Here is a 23,356-nt window from a genome sequence, read left to right as displayed (position 1 = left end):
ATCCTACTGATGATGTAACCAAAGCGTATAATTATGAAATATAAACTACTGTTAGTCATGGCCTGTCTGTCATTTGGAATGTATGGACAGGAAAAGGACGTTGAAAATACCATCCGTACTTTTTTCGACGGATTTCACGCAAAAGACACGCTAAAAATAAAGTCGGTTTGTCATGATAAAATGATTTTACAATCGATACAGGAAAGCCCGAAAGGCAACCGACTGACAGAGGAAACAGCGGGCGCTTTTTTTAAAGCGATTGCTACTTTTCCGGCACAAATGATGTTTCAGGAAAAGATCCTGAGCTATAAAATTCAGATCGATGGTATGATGGCACACGCCTGGACACCGTATGAATTTTATATCAACGGAAAATTAAGCCATTCCGGAGTCAATTCGTTTCAGTTATTTAAAGAAAACGGAACCTGGAAAATTATTTATATTGTTGATACAAGAAGAAAATAAGGATCTATAAAAAAAGCGGAACCGATTATCGATTCCGCTTTTTGGTTTTATAGCTAATCCGATTAACAATCGGCCATATTTACAGCCACGGCCAATCCGCCTTCGGAGGTTTCCTTATATTTATTATTCATATCTTTTGCCGTTTGCCACATCGTATCCACTACTTTGTCCAATGGTACTTTTGCATTTTTTGGATCGGTTTCCAAAGCCAATTCGGCTGCATTGATCGCTTTGATGGCACCCATGGTGTTACGTTCGATACAGGGGATTTGTACCAGTCCGCCAATAGGATCGCAGGTTAAGCCCAGATGGTGTTCCATCGCGATTTCGGCCGCCATTAATACCTGTTCCGGGGTTCCGCCCATTACTTCGCACAGCGCAGCGGCAGCCATTGCAGAGGAGACCCCGATTTCGGCCTGACAGCCACCCATTGCAGCTGAAATTGTGGCCCCTTTTTTAAAGATGCTGCCAATTTCTCCGGCTACCATCAGGAATTGTTTGATCTGTTTTTCGTTGGCTTCATGGTTTTCGATTACCATATAATACATTAAAACGGCAGGGATTACACCGGCACTTCCGTTGGTCGGAGCGGTCACAACACGGCCTAAGGATGCATTTACTTCGTTTACAGCCAGAGCAAAACAGCTGACCCATTTCAGGATCTGACGGAATTTTACTTCTGTCATCCGGATAATTTCCAGCCAGGATTGTGGATTTTCATAAGGTAATACGCCAATCAGATTTTTATGCATGTCGTAGGCGCGACGGCGAACATTTAAACCGCCTGGTAAGGTACCTTCGGTATGACATCCAATATACATACATTCCAGCATCGTATTCCAAATCCGTAGCAATTCGCTGTGAATTTCGGCTTCCGAACGCATGGATTTTTCATTTTCATAAACGATTTCCGAGATTTTCTTTTGTTCGGCTTTGCAATAGGCTAAAAGTTCTTCGGCTTTTTCGATCGGAAACGGAAAATTGTGTTTGGTTGTTTCTTTAGCCGTATTTTCTTCCTGCGTTTCTTTTACCACAAAACCACCTCCAATCGAGTAGAAGGTTGAAGTATATTCCTGCGTATCGGTATAAACGGTAAACGTAAGTCCGTTGGCATGAAATGGCAGGAAGTTCCGGTTAAAAACAATATCTTTTTCCGGATCGAATGGTATGATAATTTCGTTGCCTAAAAAGAGTTCTTTTTTATTCGTAATGGCAGAAATGATCACATCGATACTTTCTACCGGGATATATTCCGGATCGGCACCGCTAAGTCCAAGCATGACAGCCAGGTCGGTGGCATGACCTTTTCCGGTCAGTGACAGCGAACCGTATAGGTCTACGGTAATACGGTTTACATGATCAATAAGGTTACGATTTCTGATTTCAACAAGAAACTGTTCGGCTGCACGCCAGGGGCCTAAGGTGTGCGAACTCGAGGGGCCGACACCGATTTTAAGCATATCAAATACAGAAATACACTCCATAATACTAATCTAAATGTTTATTTGCTAAAGCAAAGATAATCCGATAATTCAATAAATAAAACGGATATAACACACTTTTAGCGCTACGGATGATTTCTGTGTGTGGTTTTGTCGTTAATTACTTCATGTTCTTTAAAATGCCGGCACTGTCAGTCGAAATAAATACGATAAACTCACAAAGGGAGTGGAGCTTGTGATATTATTTTGAAAGTCTGTAGGGATAGCAGTTGACGGTAAAAATGTCATCTTGTCAGTATTAAAAAGGTGAAAAATACGGTATTTATGACAATTTTTAACACTTTTGGCGAATGGCACAATCATTGACTTATACCAATCAAGTTGAAAAAACGAAACGAAAAAAAATATATAATAAGGAGATTTAATTATGAGTAAAATTATTGGAATTGACTTAGGAACGACTAACTCTTGCGTATCTGTAATGGAAGGTAATGAGCCGGTAGTAATTCCTAATGCAGAAGGAAAAAGAACGACACCATCTGTAATTGCTTTTGTAGAAGGTGGTGAAATCAAAGTAGGAGATCCTGCCAAAAGACAAGCAGTGACAAATCCAACGAAAACGATCGCTTCGATCAAGCGTTTTATGGGTAACAAATACTCAGAAAGCCAGAAAGAAGCAGGAAATGTTGCGTACAAAGTGGTAAAAGGAGATAACGACACCCCACGTGTTGATATTGACGGAAGACTTTATACGCCGCAGGAATTATCGGCAATGACACTTCAGAAAATGAAGAAAACAGCCGAAGATTATTTAGGAACAACAGTAACAGAAGCCGTTATTACGGTACCGGCCTACTTTAACGATGCACAACGTCAGGCGACTAAAGAAGCCGGAGAAATTGCAGGTTTAAAAGTACGTCGTATCATTAATGAACCAACGGCTGCAGCTTTGGCTTACGGATTGGATAAAGCCGGAAAAGATCAGAAAATCGCAGTTTATGACTTAGGTGGAGGTACTTTTGATATCTCAATCCTGGAATTAGGAGACGGTGTATTTGAAGTATTATCAACCAATGGTGATACACACTTAGGAGGTGACGATTTTGATCAGGTAATTATCGACTGGTTGGCAAACGAATTCAACAGCGAAGAAGGTGTTGATTTACGTAAAGATCCAATGGCTTTACAACGTTTGAAAGAAGCGGCTGAAAAAGCGAAAATTGAATTATCGGCTTCAGCGCAAACAGAAATCAACTTACCTTATGTAACGGCTACGGCTTCCGGACCGAAACACTTGGTAAAAACATTAACCCGAGCGAAATTTGAGCAATTGGCAGACGAATTGGTTCGTCGTTCGATGATCCCATGTGAAAAAGCCTTAAAAGATGCCGGAATCTCAAAATCGGAGATCGACGAAGTAATCTTGGTTGGAGGTTCTACCCGTATTCCTAGAATTCAGGAAGAAGTAGAGAAATTCTTTGGTAAAAAACCATCAAAAGGAGTAAATCCGGATGAAGTAGTAGCGGTTGGAGCTGCGATTCAGGGTGGAGTATTAACCGGAGACGTAAAAGACGTATTATTATTAGACGTTACACCATTATCCTTAGGTATTGAAACTATGGGAAGTGTAATGACAAAATTAATCGACGCCAATACGACTATTCCAACTAAAAAATCACAGGTTTTCTCGACCGCGGCCGATAACCAGCCATCTGTAGAAATCCACGTGTTACAAGGGGAAAGACCAATGGCAAACGATAACAAAACAATTGGTCGTTTCCACTTAGACGGAATTCCGCCTGCACCAAGAGGTGTACCGCAAATTGAAGTAACATTCGATATCGATGCCAACGGTATTATTAAAGTATCGGCTACTGATAAAGGAACCGGTAAATCACACGATATCCGTATCGAGGCTTCTTCAGGATTAACTCCGGAAGAAATCGACAGAATGCGTAAAGAAGCGGAAGCAAATGCGGAAGCCGACAAAGCAGCTAAAGAGAAAGTGGATAAATTGAATGAGGCCGACGGAATGATCTTCCAGACCGAAAAACAATTAAAAGAATTCGGAGATAAATTATCAGACGGAAACAAATCGGCTATCGAAGGTGCTTTGGAGGAATTGAAAAAAGCGTACGATACAAAAGACGTAGATACAATCCAACCGGCATTAGACAAAATCAACGAAGCATGGAAAAATGCATCGGAAGAATTGTATAAAGCACAGGCTGACGGTCAGGCTTCTCAGGCACAACCACAAGGTGGCGATGCAAACCAGGGCGACCAGACACAGGATGTAGATTACGAAGAAGTAAAATAATCCAAACCTTACAGGTAAAAAACCGGGACATTTGTTCCGGTTTTTTTTATGTTCTATCGCGAAATACAGCCTGATATGTTAAAAAAATGTTATAATAAGATTTTTCCTGTAACGAAATAAAAAGTGTCGCGTCTAAACTGTAACAATCAAAAATAATTTAAAAAATCAATCATCATGAAAAAAACGATCTTTATTTTAGGAATGGCTTTAGTAGCTTTTACAAATGTTGCTACAGCTGCTACAGTTACAGAAACAAAAGTGTATGCTGTAAATGCCTATGGTGCCACACCACTTTGTACAGCAATCAGCAAAGGTGACGTTGAAACAATTAAAAAATTCATCGAGTACGGAGCTGATGTTAACGAAAGAACCAACAATCTTACTCCGTTAATGTATGCAATCCGTTACAACAACCTTGAAATTGTAAAATTATTGGTTGAAAAAGGAGCCGATTTAACAGCAGTGGATCAAAATGGAAATACCGCTTTAAAAATTGCTGAAATGTTTAAAAACAATGACGTTATTGAAACATTAAAAACGGCTGGTGCCAGAAAATAATTGAAACGTAAAAAACAGGAATAGGGAGTCGGAAGGCTCCCTTTTCTTTTTTAATTCATGACCATCACATCAAAATAAAATTGACCGGTCCAGCAATTCGATGTCTGACTGGCAAAAAGATCGGCCCGTGCAATATTGACCGTTATTGAGTTTTGCGATTTATTAGCATAATTGATCACAAAGGTATCCGGATAGCCACTTGAATTATAGGCGTTAAAAATAATTCCCAGCGGATTAAAAGGCAATTGTGGCGAAAAATCATAGCGTACCTGTAGACGTTCGGCGGTTACAGGAGCCAGTGCAACCGTATTGCCCGATAATGTAGCAGAACCGCTTCGGATTTGTTTGGCCAGTATCGTCCAGGTAACCGTAGTGGTTACACCTCGGATTGGAATTGTAAAAGAACCCGTACTTCCATTCGAATAGGAATCACAAACAGGAATGATCATCCCTTGAAAAGTAGCAATATCCGGTAGGTTGGTACTCTTCCAACTCGCATAACCATTGGCATCCGAAGTCAAAACTTTCCCATTTCCCTGACTACCATCCACAATACGAACCGCCGGTAAAAGCGTTTGTGTATTGGCAATCACTACCTGATCGATAAAAGCGGCATCCAAACCGGAATTGGAAGAACTATCTTTTTCATAACGCCAGGATAAGGTATGACTGCCTGCTGTTAAGCTTCCGGAATAAGTTGCCCAGGCCACCGTTCCGGACCATTGATTTTGTTGAACACCATCGATATAAAAACGAAGATAATCATAACCCGATTCACTATCCACACGATAATTAAAGGAAAAAGACGAACCACCGGCAGGAATAGCAACACTCAGATCCAGATTGGAGGAACTGCTATGAATACCGGAACCGGATTTAATTCCGGAAGAACCGGCATTAAACTGACCGGCCGTTGTGGTAAGAGTCCACGCTCCACCGCTACCCGAAGTACTAAAAGGAGAAATGGTACCACTTTCGAATCCGCCTGAAAAAGGAGCGATACTCGCACCGGCGGTATTTTCAACATGCAATTTAGCTGTAGGTGCAGTGACGCCAACACCCACATTTCCGGAGTTGGCATTATACATGTCATTCCCCACAATAACCCAATCGTTATGCGCTCCGGATATCGGAACCCATTTGCTGCCATTCCAGTAATAAAAACCAACACCGGTAGTTGTATTGGTATTGTAAACGAGCAGACTATTGGCCGGACTGGAAACCGGAGCGGCAGCGTTTAGATTCGGAATGGCAATACGAGGAACAAGTAAACCTTTATCGGTTGCCGTTACATCGAGGATTGAACTGGCATGAGGAGTAGTGGTGTTGATTCCGACTTGTGCAAAAAGCAATATTGGGCATAGAAGGATCAGATGTAGTAGATTTTTCATAAAGTAATTATTATTTAATAATTTATTAACACAAAAATTATTAAAACGAATTACCGTTTAAAAAAACTGGGATATAATCCAATACTTCCGGGATAAAAGTTTCGATGCCTACTGTTTTAAGGACGAATGGTGTAAGCTATTGAAAACAATGTCTTTATAAGTCTTAGAAACTGGTATTTTTTGGCCGTTAATAGTAACCACATTTGACGAAAAGCTTTGTATCTTGTCGGTGTTAACGATAAAACCTTTATGAGTTTTAATAAAGTTTTCGGGAAGTTTTTCCAGAAAATCCGTAACAGTGGCGCGAATTCGATATTGTTTGTGGGAAGTGGTAAGAATCAGGTAGTTTTTCTGACTCTCGATATAATAAAGATGATCAAGGGGTACCTTTTCAAAAATGTCCTGATGTTTTACAACAATGGAAGCCGGAATTTCCTTTTTGACCTGTTGGCATTTATTAAAATTGATTAGTGCAATTTCGATTGCAGAAAATAAAGCCGCTTTTTGAAATGGCTTAACCAAATAACCATAGGGATTGGTGGCGATCGCATTTTTTACCGTCACTTCATCCACGTAGGCGGTCAGGAAAATATACGGAATCGCATAATGTTGTTGCAGTTTTTCGGCCAGCCAGATTCCGTCTTTTTCTCCTTTGATGGTGATATCCAGAATTACAAAATCGACCTTATGAAGGTTTAAGTAACGGAGTGCTTCATCGGCCTGCATGGCACAACCCACCACATGATAACCCATTTCCCGTAGGAAAACGGTAATTGTTTTCTGCGTGATATATTCGTCTTCAACAATAAGAATTTGTAGTGGTGCGCTCATGATTGGGAAGTTATTTCATTAAACGTGATATTGATTTGAGTTCCGTTTCGGTTTTGCCAGGTTAATTCACCGTCGAGTTGTTTGGTCAGACCCATGATCAAATCAAAACCGATGGAATGTAAATTCATAGGATCAAAATGATCCGGAAGTCCGATACCATTATCGCTAATGCTCAGTTTGTAGTGATTATTTAATTTGGAAAGCCGGATGACGATACGACCTTCGGACCGATTTTTAAAAGCATGTTTAAAGCTATTGGTTATGATCTCGTTAATAATAAGACTTAACGGTATAGCGGTATTGATGTTGAGTTCGATTTGTCCGGCATCGACTATACAATGTATGGTTTTGGCTTCGTTTTGATAGGTTTTTTGTATGGCAGTAACCAATTCGTTCAGGTAGGATTCAAAAGAAACCCGGGCAAAGTTATCCGAATGATACAAAGCTTTATGAATAAGGGCAATGGACTGGATACGCGCCTGGCCTTCTTGCAATATGAGTCGTATCGAATCGTCGGTATTGTACATTTGCTGAAGTGCCAGAATACCGGATATCATCTGAAGATTGTTATTGACCCGATGATGTATTTCACGTAACAAGGTCTCCTTTTCGGAAAGAGATTCTTTGATCACTTTATTTTTAGCCGAAATTTCTGCATTCATCTTCTGAATTTTCAACTGCTTTTTACGTGAGTTGATCATATAAATAAAAGCAAATAAAGTGATGATCAGTAAGGCGGAAAGGATAATCTGTAAAATATATTTTTGTTTGTGCTGAATGGCAGTTTGTTGTTGTGCGATCAAATCGTCCTGTTGTTCCAGATGGTATAAAATTTCGTTTCCACCCAATAATCGGGATTGATTTTGTTTGTTAATCGAATCGTTCAACCGGAACGCTTTTTTATAGTAGGCATATGCCTGATCGGTTTGTTTAAGGGCTTTGAGTAATTCGGCTTTGGTTTTGTAAAAATAAACCAGAGTAGCGGGTTGGGAAATATGAGGAAGAAATCGTTCCGCATCCAGTAGAACTGTTTTCGCCCGGTCGTATTGCTGTAATCGGGAATAGCATTCGGAAAGTAATATCCGACTGGTGGCACTGCCCAAATCATCGTCTTTGTTTCCGGAATTAACCGAAATATCTTCCTGTAATAATGGAATAGCCGTTTTATAATCGTTCCTTTTACAATATAAAACCGCCATATTCCCTTTAACGGTTCCGGTAAGCCGATTGTAGGCTTCGGGTTGTGACTTTTTTAAATAGCGTTCGGATAATTGAAGGCTACGTTTGTAGTAATAAAAAGAGCTATCAATATTATCATTGAGCGAATAGTAAAAGCCAAGGTCGTTATAGGCCGAAGGAATGATCAAAGGATCATTTTGCACGTAACGCTCTAAATCCCGTATTTCAGATTTTAACTGACGGATCGCTTTTTCGTATAAATAAAGTCTGGCGTATAACTGACTTTTGATATTATAGCTCCAAAGCGGAAAATAAGCTCCCCTTTTTCGGAGGTTTCCAATTTCGGAATTGATCTGAAATACATTCGAATAGAGATTCAGATTCAGATAGGATTTTTGCAACGCCACCAGCAGATTCATATATTCGGTATCGGACAATTTGTACTCTTTATCGTTTCGGATACTTTTGAGCACATTAATTGCATTAATCTCGTCACCCTTTATATTATAGACTTCGGCGAGAGCAAACCGATAGCGGATATCATTTTTTTTGGAATTTTGAATAAGCGGATCCTGGGACAATCCTGGAAAGGAAGTATAAAAGAAATCCTGATAGGATCTTTTCGTATTCAGATCCAGTTTTTCATAAAAAAGGACCTTATCAATAGCGTTTTTAGAACCGTAAGCGTTCCTGATACTGTCTTTTTCTTCGGCCGCATGGCAAACCGAAACAAAAAGCAATACTATTGATAAGGCCGTTTTGAATATTCCGAAGCGGAACATTTTAATTATTTGAAATACGAAAAAGTCGCATTATTTTCAATTTTTAGGATGCTTTCATAAATTAAGCGGATCACATTTTCCACATCTTCGCGGTGAACCATCTCTACCGTAGTGTGCATATAACGCAGCGGAAGTGAAATCAATGCCGAAGCCACGCCACCATTACTGTAGGCAAAAGCATCCGTATCGGTACCGGTTACCCGTGAAGACGCCAACCGTTGGAACGGAATCTTATTGGTTTCGGCTGCATCGATGATCAATTCTCGTAATTTGTTTTGTACGGCAGGCGCATAGGTAATTACCGGGCCTTTTCCGATTTTGGTATCACCTTCAATTTTCACGTCGATCATCGGTGTGGACGAATCGTGACATACATCGGTAACGATCGCAACATTCGGTTTGATTGTTTTTGTGATCATTTCAGCACCACGCAAACCGACTTCTTCCTGTACGGAGTTCGTGATATATAATCCGAAAGGCAGTTTCTTTTTATTTTCGTGTAACAAACGAGCTACTTCCGCGATCATAAAACCACCCATACGGTTGTCGATAGCACGGCAAACAAATTTATTTTCATTTAGAATCATAAAATCGTCCGGATAGGTGATCACACAGCCTACATGTACGCCCAGTTTTTCAACTTCTTCCTTGGTTTCGCATCCGCAGTCGATAAAAATATTGTCAATACGAGCCGCTTCCTCTTTGCCACGGTTACGCGTGTGAATGGCCGGCCAACCGAAAACGCCTTTTACAATTCCTTTTTTGGTATGAATATGAACCCGTTTGGAAGGTGCTATCATATGATCACTTCCTCCGTTACGGATCACATAAATCAAACCGTTATCGGTTATATAGTTTACATACCAGGAAATTTCATCGGCATGTCCTTCGATTACTACTTTATAAGGTGCGTCGGGATTAATCACACCCACAGCTGTTCCGTAGGTATCGGTAATAAAAGTGTCAACGTAAGGTGTAAGATATTCCATCCATATTTTCTGTCCATTTTCCTCATAACCCGTAGGAGAGGCGTTGTTTAGGTATTTTTCCAGAAAAGTCAGCGATGATTTTGTTAATATAGATTTTGTTGCCATAAATATTTTTTTGCTAATTTATAAATTTGGTATTATAGTTGCTCAGAATATTGTCTAATTTTACATATTAATTAGTATTATATGAAGCACTTATTTATTCTATCAGGATTTCTATTTTTCCCCGCTTTTTTTTACGCACAGGTTAATCCTCAGGATACCCTTAAAACGGAACTTCCGATTACAGTAAAAGATACTTCGGTGAGTTACATGATTCAGATGGATGAAGTGATCGTTGGAAAGAACACGGCTTATGCCGAAGAAATGAAAAAAATACGGATTCTGGAACGAAGAGTGTTAAAAGTATACCCGTATGCAAAAGTAGCCGCAGAGAATCTGACCATTTTAAATGCGAATATGGCGAAACTGTCTTCGGATCGCGAAAAAAAGAAATACTTTAAAATCGTAGAAAATTATTTACAGAATGAATTTGAAGACCGGCTAAAGAAATTTTCCCGAAAAGACGGTCAGATCCTTGTAAAACTGATTCACCGTCAAACAGGTATGACAACTTTTGAACTAATTAAGGATTTAAAAAGTGGATGGAAAGCATTTTGGTCGAATAATACGGCCCGTTTGTTTGATATAAACCTTAAAAAGGAATATAATCCTTTTGATGATCTGGAAGATTTCTATATTGAAAGTATACTGATCAAATCTTTTAAAAGTGGAAAACTTCAAAAACAGGATCCGGCCACACCGATTGATTTGGCGGAATTGGCTGCGACCTGGCGTATAAAAGCGGAAAAGTCGAAGCAGATCCGAAGTGAAAGGGAGGCCAAAGCGAAAGAAGAGGTAGAAAATTAATTACAATATATATAAGGATACCCCGGTTTTACCGGGGTTTTCTGTTTTTATAGCTTTCCAGTACGTTTTTCGAACCGAATATATTAGTGAATTGTCCTATATATAGGTATGATTGTACTAATTTTGGAAGACCTGACAGGTTTTTGGAATCTGTCAGGTGTTTTTTTACCCGGTATATATAGTTTAAAAATGCGTAAAACCTGCCCAATCCTTGGATTTGCGCGAGCAAAGCCCTGGAGAAAGAAAAAAAGGTATTGCTGTTATGTCTTTGTAATGAGGTTGTTAAGAAAAAGATTTAAAAAAAGGTTTGATAAAGTTTGTAAAGATGGAAAAAGGTTCTAGTTTTGCAGCCGCAATAAGGGAGTTCATTGAAGTATAGTACGGCAGATTGGGATTGACTAAGGTTAGAAAAAAAGTCAAAAAAGATTTGCGAGAAATAAAAAAGTGATTTACCTTTGCCACCCGCAAAACAGGGAAGTTCTTAAAGATATTGAGTAAGATAAACGAAGAAAATTTTTTCAAAAAAAAACTTCAAAAAAATCTTGCGAGAAACAAAAAGAATTTTTAGTTTTGCAGCCGCTAACAAGGAGACGCGTTAGTGGTAAAATAAAGAGAATTAAGTTCATAGACATATTGGATTGACAGCATACAAAGAGAGAGTAAGATTTTTCGAGTATAACAAATTAGACCTAGAGATTATCGTAAAATATTAAAAATATACGATGAAGAGTTTGATCCTGGCTCAGGATGAACGCTAGCGGCAGGCCTAACACATGCAAGTCGAGGGGTAGGGTTAGCTTGCTAACCTGAGACCGGCGCACGGGTGCGTAACGCGTATGCAATCTACCTTGTACAGAGGGATAGCCCAGAGAAATTTGGATTAATACCTCATAGTATTATTGAATGGCATCATTTGATTATTAAAGTTCCAACGGTACAAGATGAGCATGCGTCCCATTAGTTAGTTGGTAAGGTAACGGCTTACCAAGACGATGATGGGTAGGGGTCCTGAGAGGGAGATCCCCCACACTGGTACTGAGACACGGACCAGACTCCTACGGGAGGCAGCAGTGAGGAATATTGGACAATGGGCGCAAGCCTGATCCAGCCATGCCGCGTGCAGGATGAAGCATCTATGGTGTGTAAACTGCTTTTATACAGGAAGAAACCCTACCACGTGTGGTAGATTGACGGTACTGTAGGAATAAGGATCGGCTAACTCCGTGCCAGCAGCCGCGGTAATACGGAGGATCCAAGCGTTATCCGGAATCATTGGGTTTAAAGGGTCCGTAGGCGGTTTTGTAAGTCAGTGGTGAAATCTGGTCGCTTAACGATCAAACGGCCATTGATACTGCAAGACTTGAATTATTGGGAAGTAACTAGAATATGTAGTGTAGCGGTGAAATGCTTAGATATTACATGGAATACCAATTGCGAAGGCAGGTTACTATCAATATATTGACGCTGATGGACGAAAGCGTGGGGAGCGAACAGGATTAGATACCCTGGTAGTCCACGCCGTAAACGATGGATACTAGCTGTTGGGCGCAAGCTCAGTGGCTAAGCGAAAGTGATAAGTATCCCACCTGGGGAGTACGAACGCAAGTTTGAAACTCAAAGGAATTGACGGGGGCCCGCACAAGCGGTGGAGCATGTGGTTTAATTCGATGATACGCGAGGAACCTTACCAGGGCTTAAATGTAGTGTGACAGATTTGGAAACAGATTTTTCTTCGGACACATTACAAGGTGCTGCATGGTTGTCGTCAGCTCGTGCCGTGAGGTGTCAGGTTAAGTCCTATAACGAGCGCAACCCCTGTTGTTAGTTGCCAGCGAGTCATGTCGGGAACTCTAACGAGACTGCCGGTGCAAACCGAGAGGAAGGTGGGGATGACGTCAAATCATCACGGCCCTTACGTCCTGGGCTACACACGTGCTACAATGGCCGGTACAGAGAGCAGCCACTGGGTGACCAGGAGCGAATCTATAAAACCGGTCACAGTTCGGATCGGAGTCTGCAACTCGACTCCGTGAAGCTGGAATCGCTAGTAATCGGATATCAGCCATGATCCGGTGAATACGTTCCCGGGCCTTGTACACACCGCCCGTCAAGCCATGGAAGCTGGGGGTACCTGAAGTCGGTGACCGCAAGGAGCTGCCTAGGGTAAAACTGGTAACTGGGGCTAAGTCGTAACAAGGTAGCCGTACCGGAAGGTGCGGCTGGAACACCTCCTTTCTAGAGACACGATAATTAGGGTTTATGCATACAAGAGATTTTACTCTCGCTGTTAGTTCAAAAAAAAAGAAGAATAAGTAAAAAAAAGAGTTTATACTATTTTTAAAGAGTGATGCTTAGATTTTAGATATATCATTTAAAATTTAACGTTCAAAATTTAAAATAATTTAAAAATAGTCTCGTAGCTCAGCTGGTTAGAGTACTACACTGATAATGTAGGGGTCGGCAGTTCGAGTCTGCCCGGGACTACAATTTTTACTTATAAGGAAATTCTGGAAGTTGGGATTTGGATTAGGGATTAATTCAAAATTCGAAATTCAACATTCAAAATAAGAAAGAATGGGGGATTAGCTCAGCTGGCTAGAGCGCCTGCCTTGCACGCAGGAGGTCATCGGTTCGACTCCGATATTCTCCACTATCTTAGGAGGTAGAAAAGAGAAACAAGAATCAAGATAAAAGACGTTGTCTTTGATCTTTGTTCTAGACTCTTTCCTCTAAAAGAAACCGTTCATTGACATATTGAGATAAGAAAACAAAAAAATTAGAAAGCACAGAATTTAGGGTGTACCGTTAAGGTATATTTTAAAAAAAGTAAGTACAATAAGCAAAATAAGGGCGTATGGGGGATGCCTAGGCTCTCAGAGGCGAAGAAGGACGTGATAAGCTGCGAAAAGTTACGGGGATTGGCACATACGAATTGATCCGTAAATATCCGAATGGGGCAACCCACTATGTTGAAGACATAGTACATCGATAGATGGGCGAACCCGCTGAACTGAAACATCTAAGTAGGCGGAGGAGAAGAAAACAAAAGTGATTCCGTAAGTAGTGGCGAGCGAACGCGGAAAAGCCCAAACCAGAGCTGTTACGGCAGTTGTGGGGTTGTAGGACCACGATATTTCTTGCGGATTGAATTGGAATAACCTGGAAAGGTTAACGATATAGGGTGATAGTCCCGTACAAGTAAGAGAAGATAAGAATAGTGGTATCCTGAGTAGGGCGGGGCACGTGAAACCCTGTCTGAATCTGGCGGGACCATCCGCTAAGGCTAAATACTCCTGAGAGACCGATAGTGAACCAGTACCGTGAGGGAAAGGTGAAAAGAACCGTGAATAACGGAGTGAAAAAGATCCTGAAACCATACGCCTACAAGCGGTCGGAGCCCTTAAGTGGGGTGACGGCGTGCCTTTTGCATAATGAGCCTACGAGTTACCGTTGCTGGCAAGGATAAGCACTTCAGGTGTGGATCCGTAGCGAAAGCGAGTCTGAATAGGGCGCTATAGTCAGTAGTGGTAGACGCGAAACCGTGTGATCTACCCATGGGCAGGATGAAGCTGTGGTAACACACAGTGGAGGTCCGAACCGGTTGACGTTGAAAAGTCTTCGGATGACCTGTGGGTAGGGGTGAAAGGCCAATCAAACTCGGAAATAGCTCGTACTCCCCGAAATGCATTTAGGTGCAGCGCTGATTTAGTTATATAGAGGTAGAGCTACTGATTGGATGCGGGGGCTTCACCGCCTACCAATTCCTGACAAACTCCGAATGCTATATAATGATTTTCAGCAGTGAGGGCATGGGTGCTAAGGTCCATGTCCGAGAGGGAAAGAACCCAGACCATCAGCTAAGGTCCCCAAATGTATGCTAAGTTGAAAAAACGAGGTTTGTCTGCCCAGACAGCTAGGATGTTGGCTTGGAAGCAGCCATTCATTTAAAGAGTGCGTAACAGCTCACTAGTCGAGCGGACGAGCATGGATAATAATCGGGCATAAGTATACTACCGAAGCTATGGATTTGTATGTATATACAAGTGGTAGGGGAGCATTCTAAACTGGGTTGAAGGTGATATGTGAGTATTGCTGGACTGTTTAGAAAAGAAAATGTAGGCATAAGTAACGATAATGCGGGCGAGAAACCCGCACACCGAAAGACTAAGGTTTCCTCAGCTATGCTAATCAGCTGAGGGTTAGTCGGGTCCTAAGGCGAACCCGAAAGGGACAGTCGATGGCCAACGGGTTAATATTCCCGTACTACTTATAATTGTGATGGGGTGACGGAGTGATGAAAGTACCGCGAACTGACGGAATAGTTCGTTAAAGCACCTAGCTATAGGTCCCGTAGGCAAATCCGCGGGAACTGGTGAAATGCGATAGTACACGGAGTCTTCGGACAAAGTGATAGTGTACCTAAGGGCTTCCAAGAAAAACCTCTAAACTTAGATTATAAGTACCCGTACCGTAAACCGACACAGGTAGTCGAGGAGAGAATCCTAAGGTGCTCGAGAGATTCATGGCTAAGGAATTAGGCAAAATAGACCTGTAACTTCGGGAGAAAGGTCGCCAGCAGCAATGCTGGCCGCAGTGAAAAGGTCCAGGCGACTGTTTATCAAAAACACAGGGCTCTGCCAAATCGTAAGATGAAGTATAGGGCCTGACACCTGCCCGGTGCTGGAAGGTTAAGAGGAGATGTTATCTTCGGAGAAGCATTGAATTGAAGCCCCAGTAAACGGCGGCCGTAACTATAACGGTCCTAAGGTAGCGAAATTCCTTGTCGGGTAAGTTCCGACCTGCACGAATGGTGTAACGATCTGGACACTGTCTCAGCCATGAGCTCGGTGAAATTGTAGTATCGGTGAAGATGCCGATTACCCGCAGTGGGACGAAAAGACCCTGTGCACCTTTACTATAGCTTAGTATTGACCTTGGATAAGTGATGTGTAGGATAGGTGGGAGACTATGAAGCGGCTTCGCCAGGAGTTGTGGAGTCATTGTTGAAATACCACCCTTTGCTTATCTGAGGCCTAACTCTTCGATGAAGAGGACATTGCTTGGTGGGTAGTTTGACTGGGGTGGTCGCCTCCAAAAGAGTAACGGAGGCTTCTAAAGGTTCCCTCAGCACGCTTGGTAACCGTGCGTAGAGTGCAATGGCATAAGGGAGCTTGACTGAGAGACATACAGGTCGATCAGGTACGAAAGTAGAGCATAGTGATCCGGTGGTTCCGCATGGAAGGGCCATCGCTCAAAGGATAAAAGGTACGCCGGGGATAACAGGCTGATCTCCCCCAAGAGCTCATATCGACGGGGGGGTTTGGCACCTCGATGTCGGCTCGTCACATCCTGGGGCTGGAGAAGGTCCCAAGGGTTGGGCTGTTCGCCCATTAAAGTGGCACGCGAGCTGGGTTCAGAACGTCGTGAGACAGTTCGGTCTCTATCTACTGTGGGCGTTAGAAATTTGAGTGGATCTGACTCTAGTACGAGAGGACCGAGTTGGACAAACCTCTGGTGTATCTGTTGTTCCGCCAGGAGCACCGCAGAGTAGCTACGTTTGGAAGGGATAAGCGCTGAAAGCATATAAGCGCGAAACCCACCACAAGATGAGATTTCTTTAAAGGGTCGTGGAAGATGACCACGTTGATAGGCTATAGATGTAAAGGCAGTAATGTCATAGTCGAGTAGTACTAATAACCCGTAAGCTTATGTACGTGTCCTTCCGCCTTCGGGCGGAAGGGAAGTCTTTCTGAAAATTGTTTTTGATTTTTTATCTCAATATGTTACAATATTAGTGTTATACCTGAAGTATAATCAACGATTTAAGGTGGTTATTGCGGCGGGGCTCACCTCTTCCCATTCCGAACAGAGAAGTTAAGCCCGCCTGCGCAGATGGTACTGCAATCCTGTGGGAGAGTATGTCGCCGCCTTTCTTTTGAAAACCCTATCCATACGGATAGGGTTTTTTGTTTTATAAGATTACCAAAAAGGAGCTGATCATATTATGATAGCTCTTTTTTTTGCTATAAACTACACCTGACAGGTTCTAAAAACCTGTCAGGTGTTCACCATAAACCATAAAAAAACCGGAGCGAACCTCCGGTTTTGATATTTTATTGAATTGAAAATCAATTAATTATTGTGATATATGCAATGTTGGTGAATCGGGCAAATTGTACATTTTGGACTCGTTGGCCGACAAATTTCACGTCCTAAAAACGAGATGCACATCCCAATATCTTCCCAAATATCGCGTGGCAAAAGTTGCATTAATAATTTTTCAGCTTTAGTACCATCCTGAGTAGCAGGGATTAAGCCAATCCTCGGGGCTACGCGTAAAACATGAAGGTCAACGATAATACCAACAGCTGGTCGAACCTGTAACTCCTTCATGATCACATTTGCGGATTTACGACCAATACCTTTTAACTGTGTTAATACTTCCATGGAAAGCGGGATATTGGCATCTGATTTAAGCATTTGTGCGGTTTCCAGTATCCATCCGGCTTTCATCTGAAAATGACGAACCCCACTGATATAGGGAAATAAATCCTCAAAAGTAGCCGAAACAAGACTTTCAAAATTCGGAAAACGATTAAAAAGTGCCGGAGCAATTTTATTAATATTGGCATCGGAATCCTGAGCGGAAAGAATTACCATGATCACTAATTGATACGGATTTTGATAGGCCAAAGGGTGTTTGCGATCCTGATATTGAACGACAATAGGATTTAATTTTTCTGACCAAGGCATCGGATCACTAAATAAATCCATTTTTATTCGTCTTTAAAATCGATAGAAAGCGAATTAACACAATAGCGAATACCAGTAGCCGTAGGACCATCGTTAAAAACATGACCCAAATGTCCGCCACAATTGGCACAAAGAATCTCAGTCCGGATCATGCCATGGGATAAATCCTGAATATATTCGACTTTTCCGGGAATGGACTCGTCAAAAGAAGGCCATCCGCAATGGGAATCAAATTTTGAATTGCTTTCAAAAAGCGGTTCACCACAAGCACCACAACAATAGGTACCCTCTTGAAAATGAAGGTTGTATTTTCCGGAATTTGGAAATTCAGTTCCTTTTTGGCGTAGAATGCGATAACGCTCCAGGCCAAGTTCTTCTTTCCACTGTTCTTCAGTTTTATTTACGGGATATTTCATTTTTTAGCAGGAATAAATTTGATGGATACAGAATTGGTACAAAAACGTTTGCCTGTAGTATTGGCAGGACCATCGTCAAAAACATGTCCCAAATGGCTACCACAGTTAGAGCACATCACCTCAGTACGCACCATCCCAAGACTAGTGTCGGTTTTATAAATCACCGATCCTTTTATGGCTTTGTCAAAAGAAGGCCATCCGCAATCGGATTTGAATTTCGAATCGGAATTAAATAATACCTGTCCGCAAGCGGCACAAACATACTTTCCTTTGTCGTATGTATTCCAATATTTTCCGGTAAAGGCACGTTCGGTTCCTTTATTTCGCAATACTTCATATTCTTCCTTAGAAAGTTGCACTTTCCATTCTTTATCGGTTTTCTGAACTTTAAACTTCTGATTTTGCCCAAAAGAAGCAAAGCAACTACACAAAACGATTAACAATACTAACTTTTTCATGTTGAATTAGGATATAAATTGAACAATCCGACGGATTACTTTACTGTCACCCAGTATTTTGCGATGTCCCAAGCCATTTGTAATCATCAGATCACCATTTTTTAGATGCTCGTGGATATGAAAAGCCGCTTTAACGGGAACGTCATCATCGATTTCGTCGTGGATTACCAAAACTGGAATTGTGACAGTCTTTGCTGCTATATACGAAGAATAACTATCCATGGTTTGATTAAATTTCTTTTCGAATTTGGCTTTCATGCGTACGCCGATTTCCGGTTTTAGTCCGAGTTTTAAAATAAAATCCGAAATAATATCCGTCACAATATCACCACTTCCAATGATAATCGCTTTTTGGACGTTAAATTTTTGTTTAATGGCATTCATAACCGACATACCACCCAATGAATGCCCTACTGCAAATTCAAATGGGCCGTATTGCTTTTCAATTTCGAGTATAGCAGCTATAAATTCGGTCATATTACTGGTTTTTCCGGGTGCTTTTCCATGTGCCGGGGCGTCAAAACTAAAAACAGTATAGCCCATTTTTACGAATTCATCGGCAATTTTAACCAATTGCGTTCCGCGTCCGCTCCATCCGTGAACCAATAAAACCTTTTTGTCACCAGTTCCATATTGATATAACATCACTTTTTTCTGAATAGCCGGTATTTCCAACAACTCCTGTTGGCTGTTCCGATCCATTTCAAACTCTCTTTTCGGTATTGTATAACGAATAGGAGTGGTAAATAATTTCATCGCAAATTGCGTTGCGAGTTCCGGAGATATTTTTTCAAAAAGTCTCGCGGTAAACAGAATTACTTTGGGTATTTCCAGAGATTGCTGGTGTTTTGGTTTGTTTTCTTTCATTTCAGTATACTAAAACAGTTGCAAGTTAAGTTATAACTGTCGTTTTATTGATAAATTAATCTTAAAAAATCAGCCAGAAAAAAAGAAGTGACGCGACTATTTTGTTAGGAGATTCACTACTAATTTATCAGGAATTGTTAATTTTGTTATACTAAAATCACATCATATGAAAAGGAATTATCGTTTGTTAGTAGCCGGTTTGTTAGTATTGGGAATTTCCTGTGCTAAAAACCCATTTACCGGAAAAAGTACCTTGGCATTAGTACCGGACAGTGAAATTTTCCCGTCGTCGTTCCAGCAATACAATCAATTTCTAAGTGAAAATAAGGTTGTCAAAGGAACGAAAGATGCACAACGTGTTACGGATGTAGGGATGAAAATCAAAGCTGCTGCTGAAAAATGGTTAAATGCCAATGGCTATCAGGGCTATCTGAAAGATTACAAATGGGAATACAATCTGGTCGACAGTAAAGAAGTGAACGCCTGGTGTATGCCGGGAGGAAAAATCGTTTTTTATAGCGGTATCATGCCGATTTGTAAAGACGATGCCGGAATGGCAACGGTAATGGGACACGAAGTAGCACACGCCTTGTTAAACCACGGACAACAACGAATGAGTGCCGGATTATTACAACAATTGGGCGCGGCAGGAGTGAGCGCAGCGGTAGGAAATAAAAGTGCGCAAACCCAACAAATTGCGATGACGGCCTATGGAGCGACCACACAATATGGCGGAATGTTACCGTTTAGCCGTAGTCATGAAAGTGAAGCCGATAAAATTGGTTTGACATTAATGGCGATTGCCGGATACAATCCCGACACGGCTGTAGCGTTTTGGCAACGGATGGCAGCCAATTCCGGAGGACAATCGCAACCGGAATTTTTGAGTACGCACCCGAGCAATGAAACCCGTATTGCAGAAATCCGAAATCTGATTCCTCAGGCAAAAGCCGAAGCAAAAAAATTTGGTGTTGCTTTTAAATAAAAAAATATAGTATCTTCGAAGCTGTTCTAATTGAACAGCTTTTTTTATACCTATTTATGAAACAACTTGAAAAAGGAAGCAAAAAATTATTAAATGCCTGGGCATTTTATGATTGGGCGAATTCGGTTTATGCACTTGTAATTTCATCGTCTATTTTTCCGCTGTATTACGGTGCTTTATTCCGTATAAAAGGAATCGAAGAAATCCCGCTTTTCGGACTATCGATCCGGAGTGAATCGTTGATCAGCTATATAACGGCACTGGGCTTTTTCTTTGTAGCGATATTATCGCCGCTGCTTTCCGGTATCGCGGATTATATGGGTAATAAAAAAACATTTTTAAAATTCTTCTGTTATATGGGAGGATTGTCCTGTATGGGATTGTATTTTTTCTCCCTGGATAATATTATTATCGGTTTACTAACCTATATGCTGGCGCTGATCGGTTTTTGGGGAAGTTTGGTGTTTTACAATTCCTATCTCCCCGATATTGCTTTTCCGGAACAACAGGATAGTATTAGTGCCAAAGGCTACGGATTAGGCTATATTGGTAGTGTAATTTTATTGATCATCAACCTTATAATGGTCATGAAATCTGAGATGTTCGGATTTGAAAGCCAACTTAAAGCCATGCAGTTTTCGTTTGTAATGGTGGGTTTGTGGTGGATTGGATTCAGTCAGTATACCTATCGTTACCTTCCGGATTATAAAAACGGAAAAAAGATCAAAGGCCACATTATTTTCAATGGTTTTAAAGAACTGCAAAAAGTTTGGAACCAGTTAAAAGAAATCAAACCGTTACGTCGCTATTTGGGAGCCTTTTTCGTGTATAGTATGGCGGTACAAACAGTGATGATCATCGCAGCTTATTTCGGCGAACAGGAAGTGGAGTGGGGAAGCGATGAAAAACGAACCATGGGATTGATCGTGAGCATCTTATTGATTCAGTTAATTGCGGTATTTGGTGCGATTATGACTTCAAAAGCCTCGGCTAAATTCGGAAATATTAAAGTGTTAATGGTGATCAACTTCCTATGGATATTGATCTGTATTTATGCCTATTTTGTCGTAACACCAAATGAATTTTATATCGCAGCCGGTTGCGTTGGTTTGGTAATGGGAGGAATACAGGCGTTATCGCGATCGACCTATTCCAAGTTTATCCCGAAAACACAGGATACGACCTCTTTTTTTAGTTTTTATGATGTAGCCGAAAAAATAGGTATTGTGATTGGAATGTTTTTATACGGTTACATTGCCGACATCACCGGAAAAATGCAGAATGCTATTTTATTTTTGGTAATCTTCTTTGTGGCAGGATTATTGTTATTAACCCGGGTACCAAGAGAATAAAAATCAAATTATTACGTTACAGTATTAACCCAACAAGATTAACCCCACATGAAAAAAATTAAAACTATTGGCCTTATGCTCCTGTTTACGGGAGGACTATTATTAACAAGCTGTGAAACGGAACCCGTTGATTCGGGTTTACTAACAAATACCGGAAATACCGGCGGAAATAATGGTGGCAACAACGGCGGAAATAACGGCGGAAATAACGGTGGTAACAATGGCGGAAATAACGGAGGCACTACAGTTGTCGGAATCTATAAAATGACGGCATTTAATACTTCGGTTCCAACCGATCTTAACGGCGACGGAACACCATCGACCAACCAGATGAACGAAACGAGTTGTTTTAATAACAGTATTCTGGTATTAAACGCCAACAACACTTTTACCGCTACGGGAAGTTCCCTTGAAATCGTTTTCGATGGTACAACCAGTACATTGGAATGTACAGACGATCCGGATTTTAGCGGGACCTGGTCCTTAGCAGGAAACGTATTATCGGTGACCTATACCGACGAAGGCGATACGTTTACAGATCAGTATATCGTTAGCGGAAATACGCTAAAAGCATCTATTCAGCAAGGCGAAGTGGTTGGTACAGCAAACGGAGGAGAACCGGTTTACCTGACCGCCAATATCGATATTATCTATACCAAACAGTAAGATATGCCAACACGATTTTAAAGCTGCCTTCGGGCGGCTTTTTTTTATCACAAATGATTTGTTTTTTTTAAATATATTCACTCGGAAAATCTGTTAAAATGTTAAAAATAAAATTATATTTGGAACGTTTTTTAACTAACTCATCCACTATGAAGAAAATTACTTTTTTAACAACAATTTTGTTGGTATTTACAGCTATTACTTTTGTATCCTGTGAAGTTGAATCGATCGATCCGGCTTTGAGCAATAATGGAGCAAATAACGGCGGAAACACTGGAGGTGGAAACACCGGTGGTGGTACCGGCGGTAATGGCGGAACATCTTCCGGGGATTATTGGCCAACTGCCATTAATAATATCTGGAACTATGACCAGGATGGAAATGCGACGGAGATGAAAATCATTGGAACGGATAATTTTAACGGAGGTACTTACTATAAATTCTCACCACAATCCGGATTTTTCGAAGGAAACGGTGCTACAGATGTAACAACCTGGATTCATAAAAACGGAGGGAACTATATCATGAAAATGGGGGATCTGAATATTAATGCCGGAGGATTAACAGGTACACAAACCGGATATGAGATGGTTATGTTTAAAGATAATATTGCTGTAAATGCAACATGGTCGGGATCGTATACGCAAACAACAACTTATAGTATATTGCCAACCAGTATCGTAATGACAACAAATTATACCGGTAAGATTTTAGAAAAAGATGCTACCGTAACGGTTAATGGGGTAACCTACACCAACGTTATTAAAATGAATTTACGTCAGGTAGTATCCACGATGGGTGCAAATACTGTTACCGATATAGATTACTGGTTTGCCAAAGACATTGGACCGGTTCGCGCATATATGAACACAGAAGGAACTACTTTCGAGACTAAATTAATTAGTTATACCTTAAATTAATCTTTAGATAAAAGATACGAAAGCTGCCTTCGGGCGGCTTTTTTTATAGTAGCTTAAATGTTTAATTAAAAAA

Annotated in this window: 17 protein-coding genes, 2 tRNA genes and 3 rRNA genes; 13 read left to right on the top strand and 9 right to left on the bottom strand. The window is 41.0% G+C overall.

The genetic code is table 11. The features are described 5' to 3' along the window. The first annotated feature begins 33 nt into the window (after positions 1-33). The gene (locus ABFU83_RS07640; RefSeq protein WP_347069935.1) at positions 34-465 is read left to right on the top strand and encodes a nuclear transport factor 2 family protein; all 432 of its coding nucleotides are present in this window, start codon (positions 34-36) and stop codon (positions 463-465) included. A 62-nt stretch (positions 466-527) separates the two neighbouring features. Here the strand turns inward: ABFU83_RS07640 and ABFU83_RS07635 are convergent, their stop codons facing one another. Next, the gene (locus ABFU83_RS07635) at positions 528-1,949 is read right to left on the bottom strand and encodes an L-serine ammonia-lyase (RefSeq protein WP_347069934.1); all 1,422 of its coding nucleotides are present in this window, start codon (positions 1,947-1,949) and stop codon (positions 528-530) included. Between the two features lie 385 nt (positions 1,950-2,334). On the opposite strand from ABFU83_RS07635, the gene dnaK reads away from it, so the two are divergent. Continuing rightward, positions 2,335-4,227 carry a molecular chaperone DnaK gene (gene dnaK / locus ABFU83_RS07630; RefSeq protein ID WP_347069933.1) on the top strand — a complete coding sequence of 631 codons (1,893 nt, stop codon included), beginning with the start codon at positions 2,335-2,337 and terminating at the stop codon, positions 4,225-4,227. 174 nt (positions 4,228-4,401) lie between these two features. Beyond that, entirely contained in the window at positions 4,402-4,785 is a 384-nt protein-coding gene (locus ABFU83_RS07625; protein ID WP_347069932.1) for an ankyrin repeat domain-containing protein, read from the top strand. Positions 4,786-4,835: 50 nt separating this feature from the next. On the opposite strand, the gene ABFU83_RS07620 is transcribed toward ABFU83_RS07625, so the two are convergent. The 4 genes from ABFU83_RS07620 to ABFU83_RS07605 all read right to left on the bottom strand — a co-directional run bounded on the left by ABFU83_RS07620 (position 4,836) and on the right by ABFU83_RS07605 (position 10,062). Continuing rightward, complete coding sequence (locus tag ABFU83_RS07620) at positions 4,836-6,176, bottom strand: hypothetical protein (protein WP_347069931.1); 1,341 nt, start codon at positions 6,174-6,176, stop codon at positions 4,836-4,838. Positions 6,177-6,284: 108 nt separating this feature from the next. Then, a complete protein-coding gene (locus ABFU83_RS07615) occupies positions 6,285-7,007 on the bottom strand; it encodes a response regulator (protein ID WP_347069930.1) in 723 nt (240 codons plus the stop codon). Continuing rightward, positions 7,004-8,968 (bottom strand): histidine kinase dimerization/phosphoacceptor domain -containing protein, encoded by a 1,965-nt coding sequence (locus ABFU83_RS07610; RefSeq protein WP_347069929.1) that lies wholly within the window; start codon positions 8,966-8,968, stop codon positions 7,004-7,006. The genes ABFU83_RS07615 and ABFU83_RS07610 overlap by 4 nt, the downstream gene beginning before the upstream one ends. A gap of 5 nt (positions 8,969-8,973) precedes the next feature. Beyond that, positions 8,974-10,062, bottom strand: coding sequence for a M42 family metallopeptidase (locus ABFU83_RS07605; protein ID WP_347069928.1), 1,089 nt, complete (start codon positions 10,060-10,062; stop codon positions 8,974-8,976). Between the two features lie 81 nt (positions 10,063-10,143). Between ABFU83_RS07605 and ABFU83_RS07600 the strand changes: the two genes are divergently transcribed. The 6 genes from ABFU83_RS07600 (at position 10,144) to rrf (ending at position 16,799) form a co-directional block, all read left to right on the top strand. Then, a complete protein-coding gene (locus ABFU83_RS07600) occupies positions 10,144-10,866 on the top strand; it encodes a DUF4294 domain-containing protein (protein WP_347069927.1) in 723 nt (240 codons plus the stop codon). Positions 10,867-11,585: 719 nt separating this feature from the next. After that, a 16S ribosomal RNA gene (locus ABFU83_RS07595) occupies positions 11,586-13,101 on the top strand. A gap of 175 nt (positions 13,102-13,276) precedes the next feature. After that, positions 13,277-13,350, top strand: a tRNA-Ile gene (locus ABFU83_RS07590). A gap of 92 nt (positions 13,351-13,442) precedes the next feature. After that, positions 13,443-13,516: transfer RNA gene (locus ABFU83_RS07585), tRNA-Ala, on the top strand. Between the two features lie 183 nt (positions 13,517-13,699). Further along, a 23S ribosomal RNA gene (locus ABFU83_RS07580) occupies positions 13,700-16,580 on the top strand. 109 nt (positions 16,581-16,689) lie between these two features. Further along, positions 16,690-16,799 (top strand): 5S ribosomal RNA (gene rrf, locus ABFU83_RS07575). Together the 16S, 23S and 5S rRNA genes with 2 tRNA genes alongside form the textbook arrangement of a ribosomal RNA operon. Before the next feature lie 199 nt (positions 16,800-16,998). On the opposite strand, the gene nth is transcribed toward rrf, so the two are convergent. Genes nth through ABFU83_RS07555 form a run of 4 tightly spaced genes read right to left on the bottom strand, consistent with a single transcriptional unit; the run spans position 16,999 to position 19,360 of the window. Then, entirely contained in the window at positions 16,999-17,640 is a 642-nt protein-coding gene (gene nth / locus ABFU83_RS07570) for an endonuclease III (protein WP_347069926.1), read from the bottom strand. 2 nt (positions 17,641-17,642) lie between these two features. Further along, positions 17,643-18,035 carry a peptide-methionine (R)-S-oxide reductase MsrB gene (gene msrB / locus ABFU83_RS07565; RefSeq protein WP_347069925.1) on the bottom strand — a complete coding sequence of 131 codons (393 nt, stop codon included), beginning with the start codon at positions 18,033-18,035 and terminating at the stop codon, positions 17,643-17,645. Further along, complete coding sequence (gene msrB, locus ABFU83_RS07560) at positions 18,032-18,493, bottom strand: peptide-methionine (R)-S-oxide reductase MsrB (protein WP_347069924.1); 462 nt, start codon at positions 18,491-18,493, stop codon at positions 18,032-18,034. Before msrB (ABFU83_RS07560) ends, msrB (ABFU83_RS07565) begins: the two co-directional genes overlap by 4 nt. Positions 18,494-18,499: 6 nt before the next feature. Beyond that, a complete protein-coding gene (locus ABFU83_RS07555) occupies positions 18,500-19,360 on the bottom strand; it encodes an alpha/beta hydrolase (protein ID WP_347069923.1) in 861 nt (286 codons plus the stop codon). Between the two features lie 166 nt (positions 19,361-19,526). Between ABFU83_RS07555 and ABFU83_RS07550 the strand changes: the two genes are divergently transcribed. The 4 genes from ABFU83_RS07550 (at position 19,527) to ABFU83_RS07535 (ending at position 23,283) form a co-directional block, all read left to right on the top strand. Then, positions 19,527-20,345, top strand: coding sequence for a M48 family metallopeptidase (locus ABFU83_RS07550; protein WP_347069922.1), 819 nt, complete (start codon positions 19,527-19,529; stop codon positions 20,343-20,345). 56 nt (positions 20,346-20,401) lie between these two features. Then, positions 20,402-21,697, top strand: coding sequence for an MFS transporter (locus tag ABFU83_RS07545; protein ID WP_347069921.1), 1,296 nt, complete (start codon positions 20,402-20,404; stop codon positions 21,695-21,697). Positions 21,698-21,745: 48 nt separating this feature from the next. Continuing rightward, positions 21,746-22,363, top strand: coding sequence for a lipocalin family protein (locus ABFU83_RS07540; protein WP_347069920.1), 618 nt, complete (start codon positions 21,746-21,748; stop codon positions 22,361-22,363). Between the two features lie 149 nt (positions 22,364-22,512). After that, positions 22,513-23,283, top strand: a complete 771-nt coding sequence (locus tag ABFU83_RS07535; RefSeq protein ID WP_347069919.1) for a hypothetical protein — start codon at positions 22,513-22,515, stop codon at positions 23,281-23,283. The last annotated feature ends 73 nt before the right edge of the window (positions 23,284-23,356 follow it).

The organism is Flavobacterium sp. WV_118_3 (assembly GCF_039778605.1).
Lineage (GTDB): Bacteria > Bacteroidota > Bacteroidia > Flavobacteriales > Flavobacteriaceae > Flavobacterium.
The sequence above is the reverse complement of the archived record's forward strand: the minus strand, read 5'-3'. Positions and strand labels throughout refer to the sequence as shown.